The 22,070-nt window shown below is 57.4% G+C and carries 16 protein-coding genes; 5 read left to right on the forward strand and 11 right to left on the reverse strand.

Annotated elements, in window-relative coordinates:
- Positions 1-22 precede the first annotated feature (22 nt).
- The 3 genes from KI809_RS04175 to KI809_RS04185 form a co-directional block, all read right to left on the reverse strand.
- On the reverse strand, positions 23-1,234 hold the full coding sequence (locus KI809_RS04175; RefSeq protein WP_214170233.1) for an efflux RND transporter periplasmic adaptor subunit: 1,212 nt from the start codon (positions 1,232-1,234) through the stop codon (positions 23-25).
- A 63-nt stretch (positions 1,235-1,297) separates the two neighbouring features.
- On the reverse strand, positions 1,298-1,873 hold the full coding sequence (locus KI809_RS04180) for a TetR/AcrR family transcriptional regulator (RefSeq protein ID WP_214170234.1): 576 nt from the start codon (positions 1,871-1,873) through the stop codon (positions 1,298-1,300).
- Between the two features lie 165 nt (positions 1,874-2,038).
- Positions 2,039-2,731 carry a carbonic anhydrase gene (locus KI809_RS04185; protein WP_214170235.1) on the reverse strand — a complete coding sequence of 231 codons (693 nt, stop codon included), beginning with the start codon at positions 2,729-2,731 and terminating at the stop codon, positions 2,039-2,041.
- Positions 2,732-2,869: 138 nt separating this feature from the next.
- On the opposite strand from KI809_RS04185, the gene KI809_RS04190 reads away from it, so the two are divergent.
- Positions 2,870-3,280 (forward strand): response regulator, encoded by a 411-nt coding sequence (locus tag KI809_RS04190; RefSeq protein ID WP_246559170.1) that lies wholly within the window; start codon positions 2,870-2,872, stop codon positions 3,278-3,280.
- Between the two features lie 63 nt (positions 3,281-3,343).
- Here the strand turns inward: KI809_RS04190 and KI809_RS04195 are convergent, their stop codons facing one another.
- The 4 genes from KI809_RS04195 to KI809_RS04210 are packed head-to-tail and all read right to left on the reverse strand — an operon-like array spanning position 3,344 to position 11,125.
- Positions 3,344-5,797: a Lon protease family protein gene (locus KI809_RS04195; RefSeq protein WP_214170236.1), complete on the reverse strand. Its 2,454-nt coding sequence runs from the start codon at positions 5,795-5,797 to the stop codon at positions 3,344-3,346.
- Between the two features lie 17 nt (positions 5,798-5,814).
- A complete protein-coding gene (lpdA, locus tag KI809_RS04200) occupies positions 5,815-7,230 on the reverse strand; it encodes a dihydrolipoyl dehydrogenase (protein WP_214170237.1) in 1,416 nt (471 codons plus the stop codon).
- On the reverse strand, positions 7,231-8,409 hold the full coding sequence (gene sucB, locus KI809_RS04205; protein ID WP_214170511.1) for a dihydrolipoyllysine-residue succinyltransferase: 1,179 nt from the start codon (positions 8,407-8,409) through the stop codon (positions 7,231-7,233).
- A gap of 4 nt (positions 8,410-8,413) precedes the next feature.
- Positions 8,414-11,125, reverse strand: a complete 2,712-nt coding sequence (locus KI809_RS04210; RefSeq protein ID WP_214170238.1) for a 2-oxoglutarate dehydrogenase E1 component — start codon at positions 11,123-11,125, stop codon at positions 8,414-8,416.
- A gap of 161 nt (positions 11,126-11,286) precedes the next feature.
- Between KI809_RS04210 and KI809_RS04215 the strand changes: the two genes are divergently transcribed.
- Both KI809_RS04215 and KI809_RS04220 read left to right on the forward strand, forming a co-directional pair.
- On the forward strand, positions 11,287-11,505 hold the full coding sequence (locus tag KI809_RS04215; RefSeq protein ID WP_214170239.1) for a hypothetical protein: 219 nt from the start codon (positions 11,287-11,289) through the stop codon (positions 11,503-11,505).
- Between the two features lie 40 nt (positions 11,506-11,545).
- On the forward strand, positions 11,546-11,764 hold the full coding sequence (locus KI809_RS04220) for a hypothetical protein (RefSeq protein ID WP_214170240.1): 219 nt from the start codon (positions 11,546-11,548) through the stop codon (positions 11,762-11,764).
- A 60-nt stretch (positions 11,765-11,824) separates the two neighbouring features.
- On the opposite strand, the gene KI809_RS04225 is transcribed toward KI809_RS04220, so the two are convergent.
- The 4 genes from KI809_RS04225 to KI809_RS04240 all read right to left on the reverse strand — a co-directional run bounded on the left by KI809_RS04225 (position 11,825) and on the right by KI809_RS04240 (position 17,579).
- On the reverse strand, positions 11,825-12,652 hold the full coding sequence (locus KI809_RS04225) for a hypothetical protein (RefSeq protein WP_214170241.1): 828 nt from the start codon (positions 12,650-12,652) through the stop codon (positions 11,825-11,827).
- A 5-nt stretch (positions 12,653-12,657) separates the two neighbouring features.
- On the reverse strand, positions 12,658-15,036 hold the full coding sequence (locus KI809_RS04230; RefSeq protein WP_214170242.1) for a ribonuclease E/G: 2,379 nt from the start codon (positions 15,034-15,036) through the stop codon (positions 12,658-12,660).
- A gap of 163 nt (positions 15,037-15,199) precedes the next feature.
- Complete coding sequence (locus tag KI809_RS04235) at positions 15,200-15,667, reverse strand: EVE domain-containing protein (protein ID WP_214170243.1); 468 nt, start codon at positions 15,665-15,667, stop codon at positions 15,200-15,202.
- A 37-nt stretch (positions 15,668-15,704) separates the two neighbouring features.
- Positions 15,705-17,579 carry a tetratricopeptide repeat protein gene (locus KI809_RS04240; RefSeq protein ID WP_214170244.1) on the reverse strand — a complete coding sequence of 625 codons (1,875 nt, stop codon included), beginning with the start codon at positions 17,577-17,579 and terminating at the stop codon, positions 15,705-15,707.
- A 221-nt stretch (positions 17,580-17,800) separates the two neighbouring features.
- Between KI809_RS04240 and KI809_RS04245 the strand changes: the two genes are divergently transcribed.
- Together KI809_RS04245 and lon are read left to right on the forward strand one after the other, a co-directional pair.
- On the forward strand, positions 17,801-19,711 hold the full coding sequence (locus KI809_RS04245; RefSeq protein ID WP_214170245.1) for an ABC-F family ATP-binding cassette domain-containing protein: 1,911 nt from the start codon (positions 17,801-17,803) through the stop codon (positions 19,709-19,711).
- Between the two features lie 26 nt (positions 19,712-19,737).
- Positions 19,738-22,065: an endopeptidase La gene (lon, locus tag KI809_RS04250; RefSeq protein WP_214170246.1), complete on the forward strand. Its 2,328-nt coding sequence runs from the start codon at positions 19,738-19,740 to the stop codon at positions 22,063-22,065.
- The last annotated feature ends 5 nt before the right edge of the window (positions 22,066-22,070 follow it).

Raw genomic sequence — 22,070 nt, forward strand, 5'->3', positions numbered from 1 at the left:
AGACTCCTTGGTCGTTACAGGTTTATTTCTTTGATCCCGTAGTCGGCGTAGGCTGAGTGGCTGCAGCAGCAGGTGCCCCCTCAGCAGGCTTGGTCCCGAAAGGTACAGCCTTCACCGGTGTGCCGGGCCGCGCCTTCTGGGTGCCTTCGAGTATGACCCGGTCACCCGTCTTCAAGCCATCACTTACCAGCCAATTGTCGCCGACGGTACGCTCGACCTTTATCACCCGCGGCTCAGCCTTCTCTTCGGCACCAACCACCATCACCATGGCGCTGCCTGACGGATTGCGGGTCACACCGCGCTGCGGCATTAGGATCGCTTGCTCGTTGACTCCCTCCTGGACCACTGCGCGGACAAACATTCCTGGCAGCAGCAGCTGCTTCGGGTTAGGAAAGATGCAGCGAAGCGTCACCGATCCGGTGCTCTGATCAACAGTAACGTCGGAAAACTTGAGGGTTCCCTCCAGCGGATACGGCGTGCCATCTTCCAGCATTAACCTTACTGGAGCCTGGGCTGCGCCACCTTTTTTCAAGAGACCGCTGGACAGGGTCCGTTTCAGACGGAGCAGATCAGCGCTGGATTGGGTAATATCCACATACATGGAATCAAACTGCTGGATGGTAGCCAATGCTGCCGCCTGGTTGGCGGTCACCAGCGCCCCGTCGGTTACGGTCGAGCGACCGATGCGACCGGATATGGGGGCGGTGATCTTTGTGTAGGCCAGGTTGATCCGGGCCGTTTCCACCGCCGCCTTGGTAGAGGCAACATCAGCCTCGGCCTGCTTGAAGCTGGCAAAGGCATCATCGTAGTCCTGCTGGCTCACCGCCTTGATCTTCACCAGATCCTTATAGCGCTCCATTTTGAGACGGGCAGGGATCAGGTTGGCTTCGGCCCTCGCTTCTGATGCCTTGGCGCTGGCATAGGCAGCCTGGTACGTGGCAGGATCAATCTGGTAAAGCACCTGACCGGCCTTGACATCGCTCCCTTCGGTAAAAACCCGCTTCTTAATAATGCCGCTAACCTGTGGACGAACTTCGGCCACCAAATAGGGTGCAGTGCGACCGGGCAATTCCGTTGTTATGGCGACCCGCTGCGTCTTAACCGTTATAACGCCGACTTCCGGCGGCCCTGCCGGCGGCTTGGCAGCCGGCTTCTTACCGCAACCGGCCATGGCAAGACAGCAGACAAGGAATCCGGCAACGGCCCCAAATGTTACTCTGAATTTGCTTTGCATAAACACCTCGACACCCTATTGAAATGAATGTTCATTCACTGCTACCACCAAATACACGGCAAACTACCTTTTCACAGCGTCCCAACAAGCTTCCACGACCCGGTTGATCAAGGTTTCATCCAGTTGTACAAAACCGAGAATGTGATCCCGGGCCAAGGCCACCAGGGAGCCAAAGGCCAGATCGAAGAAGATGACGACAGGGAAATCCTTGAGCACCTGCTGCTTGATTCCCTGCTCGAACAGCTCTCGAAAAACATCACAGCCGCCAGCTTTCCCCATGAGCTTGTCGCGGCGGAATGCGACGCCATAGGGAGAGTTGTGAAATTGTTCCAGATAGCGGAAATCCAGGGGATTCTCGATAAAAAAACGGAGCATCGCCGAACCGAGGTGCAGGAAACGGGCTCGAAACGGCGCCTCATTGGAATACCCCTCCAGAATGAACGGATACATTTTTTTTTCCAATGCCCCATACAACTCTTTGATCAGAACGTCCTTGTTTTCGAAATAGCGGTAGATGGTCCCTGCTGCCACACCGGCCCGTTCGGCAATCATCGCCATCGGCGCGCCATGAAAGCCGTGCTCGGCGATAAGCTCAAGGGCGGCACGTACAATATCGTCTCGTTTGTCTGCTCCAGACACCAGCATACCCCTTTCAGAATGAACGTTCATTCAATAATTAACGCCGCCGGGAAAAATGTCAAGATCATATTTGTGCGGCGAAAAGAATTCATTCTGGAAATCGGATAAACAAAGCCCGTCCGGCAGTTGCCGAACGGGCTTTGGCGCAAGCTATGGCAAAAAAACTTACTTAAGAACCGTTACCTTGCCGTCATCAAGGTCATATTTGGCACTGACGATCTTGATTTTACCGGCATCAACCAGGTGCTTGATAACTTTGGACTGCTTGGTCAACGCCGCAGAAACTAGTTTGACATTGTCGTCAATGGCAGTTTCAACCAGTTCCGCTTTGGGCTTGCCAGCAGCTTCCTTCTTGGCCTGTTTCACTGCCGGGGTGATCTTGCTGATGATGGCGCCGATGTTCCCTTCCGGCTTTCCTTTGGCATCGACTGCCGCCGTTACCGCCCCACAGCGCTCATGGCCAAGCACCATGACCAGCGGCGAACCGAGATGCTCGGCAGCATATTCAATGCTCCCCAGCACGACCGGATCAGGGATATTCCCGGCAACGCGCACCACGAAGATCTCGCCAAGACCCTTGTCAAAGATGATTTCCGGTGGCACCCGGGAATCTGAGCAGGACAGGATAATAGCGTAAGGGTTCTGCCCCTTGGCGAGCCCTTGACGGGTCGGCAGATCGCACAGCTTCTGGCCAGTCATCTGGTTGGCAACATAGCGCTCGTTGCCGGAGATAAGACTCTTAAGCGCTTCATCCGCCGACATGGCCGCTTTTGCTCCTGATGCAAAAGCCACGGCCCCGCTTACAGCACACAGGGCACACATTACAATAACCGCATTCCTTATTCTTCCTGATAACATCCCTTCCCCCTTATTAAATTTGATCTTTGTAATTAGCATTTTCATTTTTAACCGGTCAACTGCTTAATGCCTGAAAACGGGGCAATGTTTGATTTTTTTTATTTAGCTGTTATTTTTTTCAGGAAAGGAGTGACTCAAATGGATCTTATGAAGTGCCTCATAGTTGATGATGATGAATTGGCGCGGGAAACGATATCAGTGCAACTTGCCGGTGTTGATTGCGAAATGGCAAAAGACGGCAATGAGGCCGTTGCCAAGTTTGAAGCGTCACTGGATAACGGACCACGCATTGACCTGGTACTGCTCGACATAATGATGCCTGATATGAATGGCCATGAAACAGGGAAAGCGATACGTCAGCGGGAGCGGGACAGAAACATTCCTGCCAGCGAGCGAACCAAGATTGTCATGCTCACGGCACTCAACACGCCGGATGACGTGATGCAGTCGATGATTTCGTCGCAATCATCGGCGTATCTGGTCAAGCCGGTGGAACCGCACAAACTCCGGGAAACCCTGAGCAAGATCGGCTTGAGAGTACCAAAATAAAGCCCGCCGTTTGCGGCGGGCTCGACAATTGAGAACCACAGGTATCGGCGACCTAAGCAAGGATTAAGAGGTTTCGGGCTCTGAACTCTTTGCCTTGCCTTTGCCTCGCCCCTTACCTTCACTGGAGCTACCGAATTTCTTCATCAGCTCCAGCATCTCCCGCAGCCGTTTGTCCGCCAGGAAGTTTATACTCCCTTCCGGGTAGCCCTGGTTCGGCTGTTGTGCCCCGGCCGGGACACCGGTCAGAATCTCGATCCCCTGGTCGATGGTCTCGACGCTCCAGATATGAAACTTGCCGGCGCGAACCGCCTCACTGACCTCGTCATTCAGCATCAGGTGCTTTTCGTTGCTCTTGGGAATGATTACCCCCTGCTCGCCGGTCAGCCCCTTGGCCTTGCATACCGCGAAGAACCCTTCGATCTTGTAGTTCACCCCGCCGATCGGCTGGATCTTGCCGAGCTGGTTGACGCTGCCGGTAACGGCAATCCCCTGCTTGATCGGCACTCCCGAGAGCGCAGAGAGCAGCGCATAGAGCTCGGTTGATGAAGCACTGTCCCCTTCGATTCCATCGTAATTCTGTTCGAAACAGATCGACGCCGAGAACGAGAGCGGCTTGTCATGGGCAAACTTGCCGCCCAGATAGCCGGTGAGGATCAGCACCCCCTTGTCGTGGATCGGACCGGAAAGCTTCACCTCGCGCTCGATATTGACCATGCCGCCGCGCCCCAGGTAAACCCTGGCAGTCACACGGGAAGGCCTGCCGAACATGTAGTCGGCAATGGTCATTACCGACAGGCCGTTGATCTGGCCGACCTCACTGCCATCGGTATCGCAGAGGATGGTGCCGTCCTCGAACAGCTCCTGGAGACGCTCTTCAACCCGGTTGCTCCGGTAAATCTTTTCCGAGATGGTTTTCTTGACGATGTCGCGCGATACGGTAACGCTGCCGTCCTTGGCAGCCCAGTAACTCGCTTCGCGGATCAGGTCGGCAATCTCCATGAACTGAGAAGAGAGCTTCCCCTGGTCCTCGACCAGCCTTGCCGAATGCTCCAGCAGCCCGGCAACGCCGCTCCGGTCGAACGGCACCAGTTTTTCGTTCTTGCAGTGGGTAGCGACGAACAGCGCGTAATCTTTCATAATTTGCGGAGTTCGGTTCACCCGGCTGTCAAAATCGGCCTTGACCTTGAAGAACTTGCGGTAGTCGGGCTCAAGATGGAACAGCAGGTAGTAAATCCAGGGTGAACCGATCATGACGATCTTGGCCCGCAGCGGCACCGGCTCCGGCTTGAGAGAGACAATGGTCATGAAGCGGTACTGCTCCATGGCGTCCTCGATCTTGATCTCACCGCTCCGCATGCAGCGCTTGAGGGCATCCCAGGCAAAGGGATTGATCAGCACCTCGCGGGCATCGATGATCAGATAACCGCCATTGGCCCGGTGCAGCGCCCCCGGCTTGATCAGGGTGAAGTTGGTGGTGGCCACCCCGCCCATCTGCCAGACGTTCTCGATCCGACCGAACAGGTTGTTGTAGGTCGGGTTCTGCTCGAAGACGACCGGCGCCCCTTTGGTTTCCCGATTGTCCACAAAGACATTGACCGCATAGCGCTCGAATGAGGGCTCCTGTTTTGCCATCCTGAGCCCGGCAATCTGCGACTGCTGCTGTTGCGGCTTGAAATCCTCCAGGTTATTGAGGATATCTTCCTGCACCGAGTCCAGGTATTTAACCACCTTTTCCAGCTCGCGGTATTTCTCCTTGAGCGGCTCGATATGGCGCCCCACCGCGGAAAGCCCCAGCTCACGATCGAGCTGGCCCAGGGTTTCCTTGGTCCCCTTCTCGTTCTCCCGCACCTGGCGCAGCACGTCGTTCAGCTTGTCAGTCAGGTCCTTGCCGGTTGCCTCCAGTTTCTCCCGCTCTTCGTCGGAAAGGGCCTCGTACTCTTCCTGGGTGTAGTTCCGGTCATCCTTCTGGGGGACCATCACCAGCCCGGATACGGTCCGCTGCAAGGAGAAGCCTCGCTCTTCAGCCTCCTTTTCCAGGGCGCCGAACAGCTCGCCGTTCTTTTCCTGGTACTCTTCAAATACCGTGGCCTTGTGGCTCTCGTAGTCCTTGCTGTCAAGCGCCTTGGGGATGTCCGACTTGATCCCTTCCAGCAGCTCCTTCATGTCCTTTTCCAGCTCGACTCCTTGTCCGGCAGGCAAGGCAAGGCTTACGGGCAGGTCAGGGTCCTTGAAGTTGTAGACATAACACCAGTCTGAAGGGGTCGGCTGCTCCTTGGTCAGCTTTTTGAGCATATTGCGGATCGTCGATGAGCGCCCGGTCCCGGCCTCGCCTGCCAGAAAGAGGTTGTAGCCGCAATCGGTGATGCCGAAGCCGAAATCCAGCGCCTTCAGGGCCCGTTCCTGGCCTATGGTTCCTTCAAGCTCCGGAAGCTCGTCAGTGGTGGCAAAATCAAATTCGCTCTCATCACACTCCCAGCGAAGCTTGTCCGGAGCAATCCTCAGCAGATCAGTTGCCATTATCTATCCTTTCAACGTCAAGAATGTATAGCCCTTTTCCCCACATCCAGCGCCGCTTCCTTCAGCGCCTCCGACAAGGTCGGATGCGCGTGGAAGGTCATGGCGATATCCTCGGCCGTTGCGCCGTAAGTCATGGCAGTAACCGCCTCGGCAATCATGTCCGATGCCCGCGGACCGATGATATGCACCCCGAGCACCCGCCCGGTCTCCGGATGCGCCAGCACCTTGACAAACCCCTCAGTCTCGTCCAGGCACTTGGCCCGGCCATTGGCCATGAAACTGAACCGGCCGACCGCATACGGCACCGCCTCATTTTTCAGCTGTTCTTCGGTCTTGCCGACCCCGGCAGCCTCGGGCCAGGTATAGACAACCCCCGGAATGAATTCATAGTCTACCACCGATTTCTCGTCGTTCATCCGTTCGACGCAGACTACCCCCTCCTCGGAAGCCTTGTGGGCGAGCATCGGCCCGGCAACGAGATCGCCGATGGCGTAGATGCCAGGGACAGAGGTCATGTAGTTTTCATCAACCGTGACCCTGCCGTGGCCATCGACCTTGATCCCAGCCTCTAAAACACCTGGGATATCGCTGTTTGGAACCCGTCCGGCGGCCACGAGCACCCGGTCACAGTCAATGGCAACCGGGCCGCCGGGGCCTTCCAGATTAAGGCTTATCTTATCGTTCAGCTTTGCAACGGAAACCACTTTGGTATCAAGGTGGAACGTCATCCCCTGCTTCTTCAGGGAACGCACCAGGGTATCAGCCACCTGGCCGTCGGTTGCCGGAAGCGGTTTGGCAAGCATTTCCACCACGGTAACTTTGCTGCCGAGCCTGCGCCAGACCGAGCCCAGCTCAAGCCCTATGTAACCTGCACCGATCACCACCAGATGCTCCGGCACCTTGTCAAATGAAAGGGCGCCGCGGGCATCCACCACAAACTCGCCATCAAAGGGTATTGTCGGAATCTCGGCAGCCCGGCTGCCGGTTGCCAACAGCAGCCGGCGGCCTTTAACCGTTGCTTCGCCTGCCGCCCCCCCGGAGAGGTGGACCGTGCGCAGCTCCCCGTCAACAGTGCCGATGCGGGCAGTAGCCTGCAGCCGTTCGATATTGTTCTTCTTGAACAGGAAGACAACACCATCGGTGAGTTTCTTGACCACGTCGGCCTTGCGGCCCTGCATCCGGGCAAGGTCAAGCCGTGGCGGGTCGATAATAACCCCATGCTGGCTAAACTTATCCCGCGCCTGGGCGAAATGCTCCGAAGAGTCGAGCAGCGCCTTGCTCGGAATGCACCCCTCGTTGAGGCAGACCCCGCCGAGGGTATCGCTCTTTTCCACCACACAGACCTTCATCCCCAGCTGGCTGGCGCGGATCGCCGCCACATACCCGCCCGGACCGGCGCCGATGACAATGAGATCGTAAACCATATCAGACATTTATCCCTCCAGAAATAGCTCTTCCGGCTCTTCCACATACTCCTTCACCCGCTTGAGAAAACCGACCGCCTCGCGGCCATCGACGATGCGATGGTCGTAGGAGAGGGCCAGATACATCATCGGCCTGATCACCACCTGGCCGTCCCTTACCACGGCGCGGTCCTGGATGGCATGCATCCCGAGGACGCCGCTCTGCGGCGGATTGAGGATCGGCGTCGATAACAGTGAGCCGTAGACCCCGCCGTTGGAGATGGAGAAGGTGCCCCCCTCCAGGTCGGCGATGGCCAGCCGGTTCTCCTTGACCTTGACCGCAAAACTCTCGATCTGTTGCTCGATTTCAGAGAAATGCAGCCGTTCCGCATCGCGCAGCACCGGCACCACCAGCCCCTTTTCCGCGCCGATCGCGATGCCGATGTTGCAGTAATCATGGTAGACAATGTCGCTGCCGTCAATGGCGGCATTGATGGCCGGAAACTCCTTCAGCCCTTCGCAGCAGGCCTTGACAAAGAACGACATGAAGCCGAGTTTCACCCCGTGCTTCTCGCGGAAATGTTCTCCATGACCCTTTCTCAAGGCAATGATCCGGGTGAGGTCCGCCTCGTTGAACGAGGTCAGCATGGCGGTCTGCTGGCGCACCGCCAGCAGCCGCTCCGCAATCCTTCGCCTGATGGGGGTCATCGCCACGCGGCGGGTTCGAGGTTTGAGGTTCGAGGGTGGCGGCTCGTGATGTGTGGTATAGGGAACCGGCGACTCGGACCTTACCACCAGCAATTCAGGCCCAGATCCAGTCTCATCACCAGGGACTGCTGCCTTCATGACATCCTCAGGGGTAATCCGGCCTCCTTTGCCAGTGCCGCTGAGAGTGGCGGCATCGACCCCCTTCTCGGCCGCCAGTTTTCTGGCTGCCGGGGAGGCAGGCGGTATGGCCTGGGGTTGCGCACCAATGGCAGAGCCTGGTGCAATGCTGCCGATGACAGTACCGACCGGCACCGTCTGACCAGCCGGAATCGTGATAGTCAGCACCCCAGAAGCATCGGCATTCAGTTCAAGGGTTATCTTGTCGGTTTCGATTTCGCAGAGCGGCTCATCCTTGGTCACGGTGCTGCCGTCGTCCTTAAGCCATTTGGCAACAAGGGCATCATGAACCGATTCACCGACTTCCGGAATCTTGATCTCCATTTGCTCACCCCTTCTGAAACGCTTCATCAAGAAGCTTCTTCTGCTCGATGCCGTGCATCCGGTGCGAACCGGTTGCCGGGGCCGCCGACGCCGGCCGCCCGACGTAACGGAACTCCCTGCCGATTGCGGCCGTAAGCAGCGACCGGATATACGGCCATGCCCCCATATTGGCCGGCTCTTCCTGCACCCAGCGCCAATCGCCAACGCCAAGCAATGGAGCCACAGCGGCCAGCAGCACCCCGGCCCGGAACGGATAAAGCTGCTCGATCCGGATAATGGCGACATCGCTCCTGCCTGACGCTGCCCGTTGCTCGACCAGCTCGAAATAGAGCTTGCCGCTGCAGAGTATCGCCGTGCTGACCGTTGACGGCTCCACCGGGTCCGGCAGCACTTCGCAGAAGCCTCCGGTGGCCAGACCGTCAAGCGAGGAAACGCAGGCCGGATGGCGCAGCATACTCTTGGGGGTAAATACCACCAGCGGCTTGCGAAACGGCAGTTTGACCTGGCGCCGCAGCAGATGGAAAAGCTGAGCCGGGGTCGATGGGTAGCAGACCAGCATGTTTTCTTCGGCGCAAAGCTGCAGGAACCGTTCGACCCGGGCGCTGGAGTGTTCGGCGCCGTTACCTTCGTAGCCGTGCGGCAGGAGCAGGACCAGGCCGGAGGAGCGGTCCCACTTGCTCTCTCCGGCGGCAATGAACTGGTCGATCACCACCTGGCCGCCGTTGGCAAAGTCGCCGAACTGGGCCTCCCAGATGACCAGCGACTCGGGGGATGCCACTGAGTAGCCGTACTCGAAACCAAGCACTCCGGCCTCGGAAAGCAGGCTGTCGTAAACGGAGAACCTGGCGCCGTCAACACCGATTCCGGCCAGCGGGGTAAAGGTCTCGTCGCTGTTGCTGTCATGCAGCACGGCATGGCGGTGGTTGAAGGTGCCCCGCCGGGAGTCCTGGCCGGAGAGCCGGACAGCCACCCCCTCGGCCAGCAGTGTGGCAAAGGCCAGCGCCTCAGCCCCGCCCCAGTCCAGGCCATGGCCGCTCTGCACCGCCTCATTGCGCCGCTGGTAGACGGCCGCAACTTTGGGATGCGGAGCAAACCCCGGCGGCAGAGTGGAGAGCCGGCTGGTGAGATCGGCCAGCACAGCATGAGGCACGCCGGTCGCGACCGGCTGCACTTCATAATCCCGTTCAATCCCCTGCCACCCGGCGGTAAAGCCAAGGTCAAGCGTTGGATCCGGCTCTTCGGTCAATGCCTGCTCCAGGCGGCCGGTTATGTCACGTTCGATTGACTCAACCCCGCCAAAATCGACACCTTCAGCGTCCAGTTTCGAGGCGAAAATCTTGTAGGAAAGGGGGCGCTGACTGATCTGCTGGTACATCAGCGGCTGGGTAAAGGCCGGCTCATCCCCCTCGTTATGGCCATGGCGCCGGTAGCAAATGATTTCCACGACCACGTCGCGCTTGAATGCCTGGCGGTACTCCAGCGCCAGCCTGCCGACACGGGCAACCGCATCCGGATCGTCCCCATGGACATGGAAGATCGGGATCATCAACATCCTGGCAATATCGGTGGCGTAGCGGGTGGAGCGGGCATCTTTCGGCAGCGTGGTAAAGCCGATCTGGTTGTTGAGCACCACATGGATGGTCCCGCCAGTGGTGTACCCTTCAAGTTGCGACATGTTGAGGGTTTCGGCAACAATCCCCTGACCTGCAAAGGCGGCATCGCCATGCACCAGCACCGGCAACGCGCTGTCTTTGCCCTCACTGCCGAGTGTATCCTGAATGGCCCTGGTCTTCCCTTCCACCACCGGGTCAACCACCTCAAGGTGCGACGGATTAAAGGCAAGGGTCAGGTGCAACCTGCGGCCATCTGTCAAGCGCCGGTCTGTGGAGAACCCCTTGTGGTACTTAACGTCACCCTCGCCGACAAAGGCCAGCTCCCGATTGTCGCTGAACTCGCTGAAGATGTTGGCCAGCGGCTTCCCCATGATATGGGCCAGCACATTGAGCCTGCCGCGATGGGCCATGCCGAAGACGATCTCCGAGACTCGGGTAGCGGCAGCACCATTAACCACCTCATCGAGAAACACGATAAGCGACTCCCCGCCTTCCAGCGAAAACCGTTTCTGGCCAAGAAATTTCCGATGCAGAAACGACTCAAACAGCGATGCCTCTACCAGCCGTTTCAGGACCGCTATCCGCTCTTCGGTGCTGAGACGTTTATCGTTATTGGCCGTTTCCAGCCGCTCGATAAGCCACTGGCGCTCTGCCGGCTCCTGGATGTGCATGAACTCGGTCCCGATGGACCCGCAGTAACTCTCACGCAGGCTGTCCAGAATAGCCTGAAGCGTGGCTGACCTGCCGGAATCCGACCAAGGGGAGAATTCAGTGGCCAGGTCAGAAGGGTCAAGACCAAAGCAAGAGAGTTCCAGTTGCGGATGCGTAACCGGGCAGGATTCGGCCAGAGGATCGGTACAGGCCATCAGATGGCCGATATCCCGGTAACCGTAGATGAGCGACTGGACGCCCGATTGCTTCGCGGAGCACCCAACACAGGAAGCCTTGCCAGGCACCGGGCCGGGAGGACCGGCCTTTTGGTCAGCCAGCTCAAACCCCTCAAAAAATGCCCGCCAGTCAGGCGACAGCGATTCCGGGTTCCTGCGCCACAGCAGATATTGCCCTTCCAGCCAGGAAGGGTCCAGTGCGTCCTTGAATGACATGGTACTCTCCAGTAACAGCTCGCTCTGGCAAAAGTATAACAGAGCCGGTACCCGGCGCAATGCGTCAGGCACTACAGTCAGTAGCGGCACTTATTTTAACTTCAAGTTATACGGGTTTCTTCCGATAAGGTCCTAACAAACAAGACCTATGGAGGTGACATATGGCGGAATGCGAACTGATCAAAGGCTGCATCTTTTTTAACGACAAGATGGCAGACATGCCGTCAACAGCTGAAATCTTCAAGACTATTTACTGCAAGGGAGAATTCAGCAACTGTGCCCGGATGATCGTCGTAAAATCCCTCGGTCGGGAAAAAGTCCCGCTCGACCTGTTTCCCAACCAGGCGGCAAAGGCCTTGGAGATCGTGAAAAAAGGATGATCAGGTATTTAATATAATCAAGAAGCTGGAGGTAGTGGTTATGACAGAGTGCATCAATTACAGCAAATGTCGGTTTTTCGTGGAGAACATGAAGAATAGCCCATCGACAGCCATGATGGTGCAGAACAACTACTGCAAGGGGAAGTTCGAGGAGTGCGCCCGCTTTATTGTCTTTGAAAAGAGGGGAGAGGCGCTTGTGCCGCCCGATCTGTCCCCCAGCGAGCGAGAGCGCGCCGAGTTGATCCTCAAGGGAGCCTGACCGGCCGAGGAGAGCAACCATCATGGGGACAGCCGTTAGCGGCCGTCCCCATTTTTATTGTTATTTGAAGGCCCAGCCGAACCGCAGGCCGAAGATTTCGGATTCGGAGCGGGGCTGGACAAAGCTGGATGGACCAGGAGTAGGCGTCCGGAAGGCATTGTACCGAGTGACCGGGTCAGATGCCGGAAAGATGAAGTTTTCATAGTAGACCGTTGCCGTAAACTGTTTGTACTTTATCCCGCTTTCGGCCAACGCTGACCATTCGCTCCCCGGAGAGAGATTGATCTCGCCGACGCCAGGGTAATTGTCAATTGCATTCCTATTGCTGAACGGATATTTAGCCGCACCGGCCACAAAGAACCGGGCTTCCGTGCCCAGTTCGTACTGGCTGCGGAGACCGAGCAACAGGGCAAGCGAGTACCAGTTCTCGGTATAGCCGCCGGAACCTTGCAGGTCCCTGAGCCACCAGCGATACGACAAACCGCTGAACGGTTCGATTGTCATCTTCCGGTAAGGGATCGCCCAACCAAGGTCCAGTTCTGTATAGCTCCCGAAATAGTTGACATCGGTCTTGTGCGGAGTGCCGTCCTGCAACTGGCCGTCATAGTCCACCACCCCGCCGAACAGCTCCTGCTTAGCCGCAACGGTCATGGCACCCGCGTTTCCCTTGAGAAGGTCCAGCTTGATATTGCCACCAACGCCAAATTGCGGACCGGTTTCCTTGAGTAGTTTGGCGCCGTCACGACTAAACTCTTCCCATTTGAAATACTGGAAGAACGGATAGACACTCGCTTCACGGATGACATCGGTCCCCGCGGCTTCGGCAACAGGGGCGGCCAGCGCCACAACCAATGATGCCAGAGCCAGACAGTAGAAAATCGGCTTCATGACCATTACTCCTCGGTAGCAGGTTTCTTCTTTGCTCGCGGCTTGCGCGCTGTCTTCGGCTTTTCCACCGGCTCTGCCGCTGGTTCGGCTTCTACCACCGCTTTTTTCGTCGTGCGCCGCGGCTTGGCTGCTTTTTTTGCTGCCGGTGCAGCCTGTTCAACTGCTACGGCAGCAACTTCGGGAACTACGGCTACTTCAGGTGCGGCTTCAACAGGTTCTGCCTTCTTCCGCGGCGACCTACGGGGTTTGGCCGGCTTCTTTGCCGGTTCTTCAGCCGGTGCTGGTTCAGCCACCGCCACGGCAACAGGCTCTTCAGGCTGGCTAACCGGCAGCTCTTCGCCCCCCGACTCTCCGGCAGCTTTCGGCTTGCGACGCCGACGACGGCGCTTCTTCTTGGCCTCGCCTGCCGCATGCGACTCTTCAGACTCAGCAGCCGCCGGTTCTTCATCGGTTGCTGCAGCCTCTTCCGGCTCAGTTTCGGCAACCTCACCCTGTCCGCCAGATTCGGCATCAGCAGCAACCTCGCCAGCAACGCCCCCACTCTTCTTCTTTTTACGCCGACGGCGACGCTTCTTCTTGCCATCGGCATGCTCGCCGGATTCGCCCCCTTCGGCTTCTGCAGCCACTGGCTCCTCATGAAGAGCATCCTCGTCGGCCTCTACAGATGCAAGAGGTTCCTCTTCAGCTATCTCCGACTGCTCCGAAGACTCGGCCGCTATTGCGGCTTCGCTCCCCTCGGGATGCTTCTTTTTCCGGCTCCGCTTCCGCTTCTTTTTGGCCTTGGCCTCTTCGGTCTGAGGCTCGCCATGCTCCTGACTTTCTTCCTTCTTGACCTCAGCAGCAGCCGGCTTCAGTTCAACCTCTTCGGCATGCGACCGCTCCTCGTGGAGCGGCTTGTCGCGCTTGATCACCTCCAGCTCCACCTGGTTCATCAGGAACGAGGTCTTGCCCTTGACCGTCACGCTGATATCGTAGTCGTTCTCGATCCCCACCAGCTCACGCTTCTTGCGGTTGAGCAGGTAATAGGCGACCTCCAGCGGCAGACCGCCACGAATCTCGGCAGCGGTCCCCTTGGCAGCAGCGCCATGGACCTTTCTGAGGAAGGAGAGCGCCACTGCCTCCACGCTCTTGACCTTGCCGCGGCCGCTGCAGTGCGGGCACTCCAAGTGAATAGCCTGCTCGATGGTCTGTTTGATCCGCTGGCGCGACATCTCCAGCATGCCGAACTGGGAGATCTTGCCGACCGTCACCCGTGCCTTGTCCAGCTTGAGGGCGTTCTTCAGCACCTTCTCAACTTCGGCCATATGCTTGCGATCGCGCATGTCGATGAAATCTATGACAATCAGACCACCGAGGTCGCGCAGCCGCAGCTGGCGGGCAACCTCCTCGGCCGCCTCCATGTTGGTCTTGAATGCGGTATCTTCCACCCCCCGCTCACCGGTGGTCTTGCCGGAGTTGACATCGATGGAGACCAGCGCCTCGGTCGGCTCGATCACCAGCGACCCGCCAGACGGGAGCGGTACCTTTTTCTCGTAGATCAGGTCGATCTGCTCTTCCAGCTGGTACTTGGAAAAGATCGGCCGTTTCTCCTGGTGCATCTTCACCAGTTTCTCGAACTTCGGCATGGTCGCCTTGAAGAACGCCTTGATCTGCTTGTGGTGGGCCTGGCTGTCCACCAGAACTTCGTCGATCTCTGCAGTGAAATAATCGCGGATGGTGCGGGTGACTAGGTCGGTTTCCTCGGCGATCAGCGCCGGCGCCTTGACCGTAGCCCCTTTGTCGAGGATGCCCTGATACAGCTTGAGGAGGTACTGCAGGTCCTTCTTCAGCTCGGTCTTGGTCTTGCCGACCGCTTCGGTCCTGACGATGTAGCCGATCCCCTCCGGGATCTCCATCTCGGCAATGGCCTCCTTGAGCTTCTTCCGCTCTCCCTCACCCTCGACCTTGCGGGAGATGCCGGCGGAATCGCTGCCTGGCATCAGCACCATGTAACGGCCGGGGAATGACATGTAGGTGGTAACCGCCGCACCTTTCATATCCCGCTCGCCCTTTTCCACCTGGACGATCAGCTCCTGGCCGCGGCGGAGCACTTCCTGGATCCGGGGCCGCCGCTTGCGCTGGTCCTCCAGGATGTCGTCGCGCCACTGCCAGTAATCCGGGTGCAGCTCACCCATCTGCATGAATGCGAGCCGTTTCAGGCCGATATCCACAAACGCAGCCTGCAGCGCAGGCTCTACCCGCACCACCACCCCTTTGTAGACATTGCCGCGGGTCTGCTCACTCCCGGCGATCTCTATATCCAGCTCCATGAGGCGGCCATCCTGGACAATTGCCACCCGCGCCTCTTCGGGGTGCATCACGTTGATCAGCATCTTTTTCGACATTAACTCTCTTCTCCAATCTCTTTAGTGCCGGGAAAATCAAGGTTCTCCACCGGCTGATGTATCAATAACGCCGTCTGGCGATCATTGGCATGAAATTTTATGCAACTATAGCAGAGATTTAGCTTAACGCCATGAAAAACAGCTTTTGGGACCAACGATAAGGTCAGGTTTCCATGCCGGCCATGGCGAGAATCATCTGCCATTGCTCTGGCGTCACGGGCTGAATGGAGAGCCGACTGCGCTTGACGAGCGGCATTTCGGACAACAGCGGGTTGGTCTTGATCCGTTCCAGGGTCACCGGTTTCTTCATCGGCTCGACATAACGGACATCGACCATGTACCAGATCGGGGCTGCGACAGAGGATTTGGGGTCGAAGTGCTCGCTGTGCGGATCAAAGGCGGTGAAATCGGGGTAACCTTCCCGCACCACTTCTGCCAGCCCGACCACGGCAGGCTCCGGGATATTACTGTGATAGAACAGCACCAGATCCCCCGGCTTGACCTGGTCCCGCAGGAAGTTGCGCGCCTGGTAGTTGCGTACCCCATCCCAATGCTCGGTGCTGTCGGGGCGATTTTTCAGGTCATCGAAGGAAAAACAGCCCGGTTCGGATTTAAACAGCCAGTAGGACATGATTTGCCCCCTTTCGGTGAAGCCAGCGGTCAGCAGCCTACTTACTTTTGGTCAGCCGCCCGGTGGCCGTAATCCCCTCAAGATCTTCAATTATTTTGGCAAAATGCTTTTTTTGCGGGTCGAGTTTTGCCGCCACGCGGTACTGTTCCAGGGCGCCGGCGTAGTTTTTTGCAGATCTGTAAAATTCCGCCAGCGCCAGATGGGCATCCAAGAACTTCGGCTCCAGGGCTATGGCATATTTCAGAGCTTGCTCGGCATCGCCGGGCAAACCGATTTTAGCATATGCCAGCCCAAGGAAATAATAGATCGTCGCACTACCATCCCCCAGTGACAAAGCCTGTACGCCGGTTTCGATGGAATCGGTGTACAGCCCCTGCAAGTACTGCAATTCTTCAAGAATAACGTAATAATTCTGTTCCGCTGGATATAGGGCTATTATTTTTTTTTGCCAGGCCGCAGCACGCTCATACTGTTTCCGGTCAAAGTAGGCAGCAACCAGGGCCAGCATCGGGCGCAGCTTATTGGGGCTTTTCAATGCCGAATCCTGCCAGAATGAGACGGTTGATCGCCACACTTCGGAACGCGCATAGGTGACCCCGCAAAGAATGATCAACCACACGGCAAATCCGGCCATCATTACTTTTCTGGCAATAATAGCGCGCCATTTTATCCTCAAAAGGTCAGCGGCAGAGACGATTGACAAGAAAGCCCCAAACGAGGGTAGATACGTGCGCCGTTCAACCAGCAGCTCTGCCATGGGAACAATGCTGGAAGTAACAGATATCGAGATGAAGAAGAACATTACTCCAAAAAACAGCAGCGATTGGTGCTGTTCCTGGGGCTTGCGCCGATAGAGAAGCAATGATGATACGACAATAGCGGTAAGCACAGTAAGTGACAGCAGCACTCTGCCTTGCAGGAGCGAGGTGTACAGCGGGTAGTCATGATCGGCATTTTGCCCGTAAGGAAGAAATATCAGGCGAATATAGCTTACAATGGCGCATAACTGGGTGGTCGCATAATCCGCAATGGAATAGTCATAGAAGTTGATGGCATTAAGCGAATTTTTCAGTGAAACAGTTGAACTCTTTTGTGCGGCGGTGGCGACCATCACCAGCGATGGGATAACCGGCAGACACAGCATATGCGGCAAGACTTTTTGCAACGAGCTCTTCCAGGGATTCCCCAGAACAATAATCTCCAGGAGCAGCAGAACAAAAGGGGCAGTGAAGACAACTTCCTTGGTCAGCATCCCGGCAAGCAGGGTGGCAACTGAAGCCCAGTAAAGCAATGTCGCACGCCGCTTGTCACTGCCTGTTGTTGAACAAAAATAGAGATAGGCCGTCATCAGGTAAAAGCCGGCCGCCATTGAGGTGAATCTCTGGGTGATATAGATAACTGACTCGGTTTGCAGCGGATGCACCAGAAACAACATGGCGCTGGCAGTCGGAATGAATCGTGTTGAGAACCGGTCAAGCAGTTTGCTGTCACTGCTCCTCTGCAGAATCCTTTCCAGCAAGCGGTAGATAATGATTGTATTGAAAAGGTGGATTGCGATGTTGAACGCCCGGTAACCGGCTGGATTGTTGCCGCCAAGCAGATAGTTGATGCTAAAGGTAAAATAGGTAATAGGGCGTTGGATAAAGTTGGTAACGTAGTCCGAAGGAATACCGAGCTTTTCGTCGAGCTGGACAAACTTGCCGATGTTCAGGATGTCATCGTAGTAACCAAACCCTTTAACCAAAGGATTGCCTAAGATATAGCCGCGCCCATCCCAGACAAAAGGAAACGGCAAGGTATGCGCGTAGAGCGCGGACCCCAGCAGAATAATGGCCCAGATGATTATCCTGCGATACGCCGTATCAGAGATGTCGCAGTTGCTGAGTCTGAGTATTTGCCTCACATTGCCCATGATTAAGATTATACCCGCCCGTTCTTTGGTTCCTGATTATATCAAGCCGCTTGAAAAATTATATTTCAAATACAAAAAGTCACACAATTCTAACGAACCAACACGACCTTGATGCGCCTGACTGAAGCAGGCCACCGTTGAGAAAAAAACAGCCCGGGCATTGACAACCAAGGTGAATTGCCGCTAAATAAGGCGTTTATCGAATTCGGGAGAGTCATTCCATGCTGCAGCTTGCCAACCTGACCAAAGAGTTCGCCGGAAAGCCCCTGTTCACCGACATCAACTGGCACCTCCCCAAGGGTGAGCGGGTCGGCCTGGTCGGCGAAAACGGCGCCGGCAAATCGACCTTGATGCGGATCATTGCCGGACAAGTGGAGACATCATCCGGTGAGCTCCGTTTTGCCAAAGGGGCAACGGTCGGCTACCTGCCACAGGAAGGGATCGTCACCCGGGGCAAGTCGCTATTTGCGGAAGGGCTGGCGGCCTTGGCCGATCTGCAGGCCATGGGCAACGAGCTGAAAGAGCTGGAAGAGCGGATGACCACCGTGGCTTTTGATGCGCCGGAACATGAGGCGCTGCTGGAGCGCTACGGCCATATCCAGGAGCAGTTCCGGGTCCGCGGCGGCTATGCCATGGAGGCCGAAGTGGCCAAGGTGCTGCGGGGACTCGGCTTTGTGCAGGCAGACTGGGAAAAGGACTGCAGCGACTTTTCCGGCGGCTGGCAGATGCGGATCGCCCTGGCCCGGCTACTGCTGCAGAAGCCGAACGTGCTGCTACTCGACGAGCCGACCAACCACCTGGACATCGAGGCGCGCAACTGGCTGGAGGAGTACCTCTGCAGCTACCCCTACTCGGTGATCCTGGTTTCTCACGACCGCTTCTTCCTCGATCAGGTCTGTCACCGGATCTCCGAGGTCTGGAACCATACCCTCACCGATTATCACTGCTCGTACAGCAATTATCTCGTCCAGCGCGAAGAGCGGGTTGCGGCGCTGCGCGAGGCCAAACGAAGACAGGACGAGGAAGTGGCGGCCATGGAGGACTTCATCCGCCGCTTCCGCTACAACGCCAACAAGGCATCGCTGGTGCAGTCGCGCATCAAGCAGCTGGAAAAGGTCGAGCGGATCGTGCTGCCGCCGGAACGGAAACGGATCAGGTTCCGCTTCCCCTCCCCGCCCAAGAGCGGCCGGGTGGTCATGGAGTTGTCCGGCATCTGCAAGTCGTATGGCGAGAAGCAGGTGCTGGCAGACATCGGCCTGACCATCGAGTCCGGGGAGAGGATCGCCCTGGTTGGCCACAATGGCGCCGGTAAATCGACCCTGATGCGGATCCTGAACGGCGAGACCTTCCAGGCTGGTGAGCGCCATATCGGCCACAATGTCTCCGTCGACTTCTTTGCTCAGGACCAGGCCCAGGTGATGGACCAGCAGAAAAGTGCCTACGAGGAGCTGCTCGCGACCTCCCCCTACGATATGGTGCCGCAGCTGCGCGACATCCTCGGCGCCTTCCTCTTCTCCGGCGACGATATCCATAAAAAGATCGGAGTGCTGTCCGGCGGTGAGAAGAACCGGCTGGCCCTGGCCCGGATGCTGCTGAAACCGGCCAACCTGCTGCTGATGGACGAACCGACCAACCACCTCGACCTGTTCAGCAAGGATGTGCTGCTTGACGCGCTCCGCTCGTTCAGCGGCACCGTGGTGTTTGTCTCCCATGACCGCCACTTCATCGACGGCCTGGCCACCAGGGTGGTAGAAGTGGAAGGGGGCACGCTGACCTCGTACATGGGCGACTACGAATACTACCTGGCCAAGAAGGCCGGAACCGACGTAGGGGCAATTCGTGAATTGCCCGCACATGATGCCCCTGTCTCCAAGGAGGACCGGCAGCAGCAACGCGAACTTGACAAGCAGCGGCAAAAAGAGGAACGCGCCCGACAAAAAAGAATTGCCGAGCTTGAGGCCACCATCGCTTCAGAGGAAGCCCTGTTGGCGGAGCTGGCGCTAAAGCTTGCCGATCCCGAGATTGCCGGAGACTACCAGGCCATCCACGCTGCCGCCGAAGAGCATTCCGCCATCGATGCCCGATTGAAGGCACTTTACGCCGAATGGGAACAGACCGCATCCTTGACATAACCTATTAGTGCCGGTACGATTTAGCCATGCCAACAACTCAATCCATAACCTTGCCGGAGAGTGTGCCGCTCTACATCCAGTCCGAACTGGTGGCCTTCCCGTACATGATGATAACCCTGTACCTGAGAGGGGCAGACCTGTCGGTCTTTGAGGAGAGCCGCAAGCATGACAGCCTGCTGGCAATCTTCATGCGCCGGGAGGAGCATCAGGTCGAGCTTGCTGAAGCGCTGCGTCCAATAGGCACGGTATGCAAGCTCGTGGAGCTTACCCACCTGACCTCCGACGGCAGCACCAAGATCACCCTCGAAGGGCTGGCGCGCTGCACTATTCAGGAGATGGTCGAGGAATCGCCGGTGCCGTTGGCCAAGCTGGAAATAGTTCGCGAATTCTATGAAAAGAACATCGTCACCGATGCCCTGGTATCAAGCCTCTCCGCCCTTCTCAAGATCGCCCTCTCCTATGGCAGGCCGCTCCCTGAAGACGTGATGAAGATGGTAGACTACATCGATACCCCGGCCCGACTGGCCGATCTGGTGGCGATCTACTGCAATCTGCCGCCTAATCAGCTTCAGGAGATGCTGGAAACCATTGATCCCGTGGAACGGCTGAAAAAGGTCTACCTCCATCTTACCGAGGATATCCAGCGGCTGCAGATCAAGAACGAGATCCAGAGCGAGGTGTCGCGACGGGTGGGCAAGACCCAGAAGGAATACCTGCTGCGCGAGCAGATGAAACATATCCAGGAAGAACTTGGGGAAGAAGACCCGCGCAACGCCGAAATGAACGAGCTGCGCAAAAAGATCGAATCAGCGACCATGCCCCAGGAGGTCCGCATCATTGCCGACCGGGAGATCAAGCGGCTGGATCGGATCAACCCCTCATCCCCGGAATATACGGTGTCCCGCACCTACCTCGATTACCTGGCCGGCATGCCGTGGCAGAAAGGAACCGCGGATAACCGCGATATCAACGAGGCCGAACGGGTGCTTGACGAGGACCACTACAACCTGAAAAAGGTCAAGGAACGGATCCTGGAATACCTGGCGGTCCGAACCGTCAAGGATAAGATGAAAGGGCCGATCCTTTGCTTCGTGGGGCCTCCAGGGGTCGGCAAAACCTCGCTCGGCAAATCTATCGCCCGGGCACTGGGGAGAAAGTTCATCAGGATGTCGCTTGGCGGCATGCGCGACGAGGCGGAGATCCGCGGCCACCGCCGTACCTACATCGGCGCCCTTCCCGGACGGATCATGCAGGAGATCTTCCGCGCCGGCAGCAACAACCCGGTGTTCATGCTGGACGAGATCGACAAGATCGGGCTCGACTTCCGCGGCGACCCGGCCAGTGCCCTGCTGGAGGTGCTTGATCCCGAGCAGAACAGCACCTTTACCGATCATTACCTGGATGTGCCGTTCGACCTGTCCAATGTCATGTTCATAACCACTGCCAACCAGCTGGACCCGATTCCCCCGGCGCTCAAGGACCGGATGGAGGTGCTGCAGCTATCCGGTTACACGGCAGAGGAAAAAGAGGTGATTGCTGCCCGCTTCCTGATCCCCAGGGAGATGGAGGAAAACGGGGTCTCCGGCGAGACCACCCGCTTTGGCGAGGCAGCGATCCGCGCGGTAATCGATAACTATACCCGGGAAGCCGGGGTCAGGAACCTACAGCGCAACATCGCCTCGATCTGCCGCAAGGTCACCAAGGAGAAAACCCAGGGGAAACCGGAGCGAGTAGAAATCACTCCAGCCATAGTCGAAGAGTTCCTCGGCCCCCGCAAATTTTTCAACGAGGTGGCAGCCGAGGCTGACCGGGTCGGGGTAGTGACCGGGCTGGCCTGGACCGAAAGCGGCGGAGACATCATCTTTGTTGAAGCCACCAGGATGCAGGGGAAAGAGGAACTGATCCTCACCGGCTCGCTTGGCGATGTGATGAAGGAGTCGGCCCGGGCAGCGCTCTCCTTTGTCGAGGCCAACCGCGATGAACTCGGCATTGAGGCGACCTCAGTTGCGGGGATGACCATCCATATCCATGTCCCGGCCGGCAGTATCCCCAAGGACGGACCGTCGGCAGGCATTACCATTGCCACGGCTCTGGTGTCGCTGCTGAAAGGCCAGCCCGCCCGCCGTGATGTCGCCATGACCGGAGAGATCACCCTGACCGGCCGGATCCTGCCGATCGGCGGACTGAAAGAGAAGGCACTGGCCGCCCGCCGCGCCGGTGTCAAAACCCTGCTGGTACCGGCACGCAACCGTGACGCCATGGAAGATATCCCGGAAGCGGTAAAAAACGACCTGGAGTTCATTTTTATCGAAGATGCCCGGGAAGCGCTCCTTAACGCGCTGAAACAGCCATGAACCCC

It is taken from the genome of Geoanaerobacter pelophilus, assembly GCF_018476885.1.
GTDB classification, from domain to species: Bacteria; Desulfobacterota; Desulfuromonadia; order Geobacterales; family DSM-12255; genus Geoanaerobacter; species Geoanaerobacter pelophilus.

What these genes read in the sequence shown, in the direction of transcription:
- KI809_RS04175 (WP_214170233.1), bottom strand. Translation starts at nt 1,234, where the DNA reads ATGCAAAGCAAATTCAGAGTAACATTTGGGGCCGTTGCCGGATTCCTT.
- KI809_RS04185 (WP_214170235.1), bottom strand. Translation starts at nt 2,731, where the DNA reads ATGTTATCAGGAAGAATAAGGAATGCGGTTATTGTAATGTGTGCCCTG.
- KI809_RS04190 (WP_246559170.1), top strand. Translation starts at nt 2,870, where the DNA reads ATGGATCTTATGAAGTGCCTCATAGTTGATGATGATGAATTGGCGCGG.
- KI809_RS04195 (WP_214170236.1), bottom strand. Translation starts at nt 5,797, where the DNA reads ATGGCAACTGATCTGCTGAGGATTGCTCCGGACAAGCTTCGCTGGGAG.
- lpdA (WP_214170237.1), bottom strand. Translation starts at nt 7,230, where the DNA reads ATGTCTGATATGGTTTACGATCTCATTGTCATCGGCGCCGGTCCGGGC.
- sucB (WP_214170511.1), bottom strand. Translation starts at nt 8,409, where the DNA reads ATGGAGATCAAGATTCCGGAAGTCGGTGAATCGGTTCATGATGCCCTT.
- KI809_RS04210 (WP_214170238.1), bottom strand. Translation starts at nt 11,125, where the DNA reads ATGTCATTCAAGGACGCACTGGACCCTTCCTGGCTGGAAGGGCAATAT.
- KI809_RS04215 (WP_214170239.1), top strand. Translation starts at nt 11,287, where the DNA reads ATGGCGGAATGCGAACTGATCAAAGGCTGCATCTTTTTTAACGACAAG.
- KI809_RS04220 (WP_214170240.1), top strand. Translation starts at nt 11,546, where the DNA reads ATGACAGAGTGCATCAATTACAGCAAATGTCGGTTTTTCGTGGAGAAC.
- KI809_RS04225 (WP_214170241.1), bottom strand. Translation starts at nt 12,652, where the DNA reads ATGAAGCCGATTTTCTACTGTCTGGCTCTGGCATCATTGGTTGTGGCG.
- KI809_RS04230 (WP_214170242.1), bottom strand. Translation starts at nt 15,036, where the DNA reads ATGTCGAAAAAGATGCTGATCAACGTGATGCACCCCGAAGAGGCGCGG.
- KI809_RS04235 (WP_214170243.1), bottom strand. Translation starts at nt 15,667, where the DNA reads ATGTCCTACTGGCTGTTTAAATCCGAACCGGGCTGTTTTTCCTTCGAT.
- KI809_RS04240 (WP_214170244.1), bottom strand. Translation starts at nt 17,579, where the DNA reads ATGGGCAATGTGAGGCAAATACTCAGACTCAGCAACTGCGACATCTCT.
- KI809_RS04245 (WP_214170245.1), top strand. Translation starts at nt 17,801, where the DNA reads ATGCTGCAGCTTGCCAACCTGACCAAAGAGTTCGCCGGAAAGCCCCTG.
- lon (WP_214170246.1), top strand. Translation starts at nt 19,738, where the DNA reads ATGCCAACAACTCAATCCATAACCTTGCCGGAGAGTGTGCCGCTCTAC.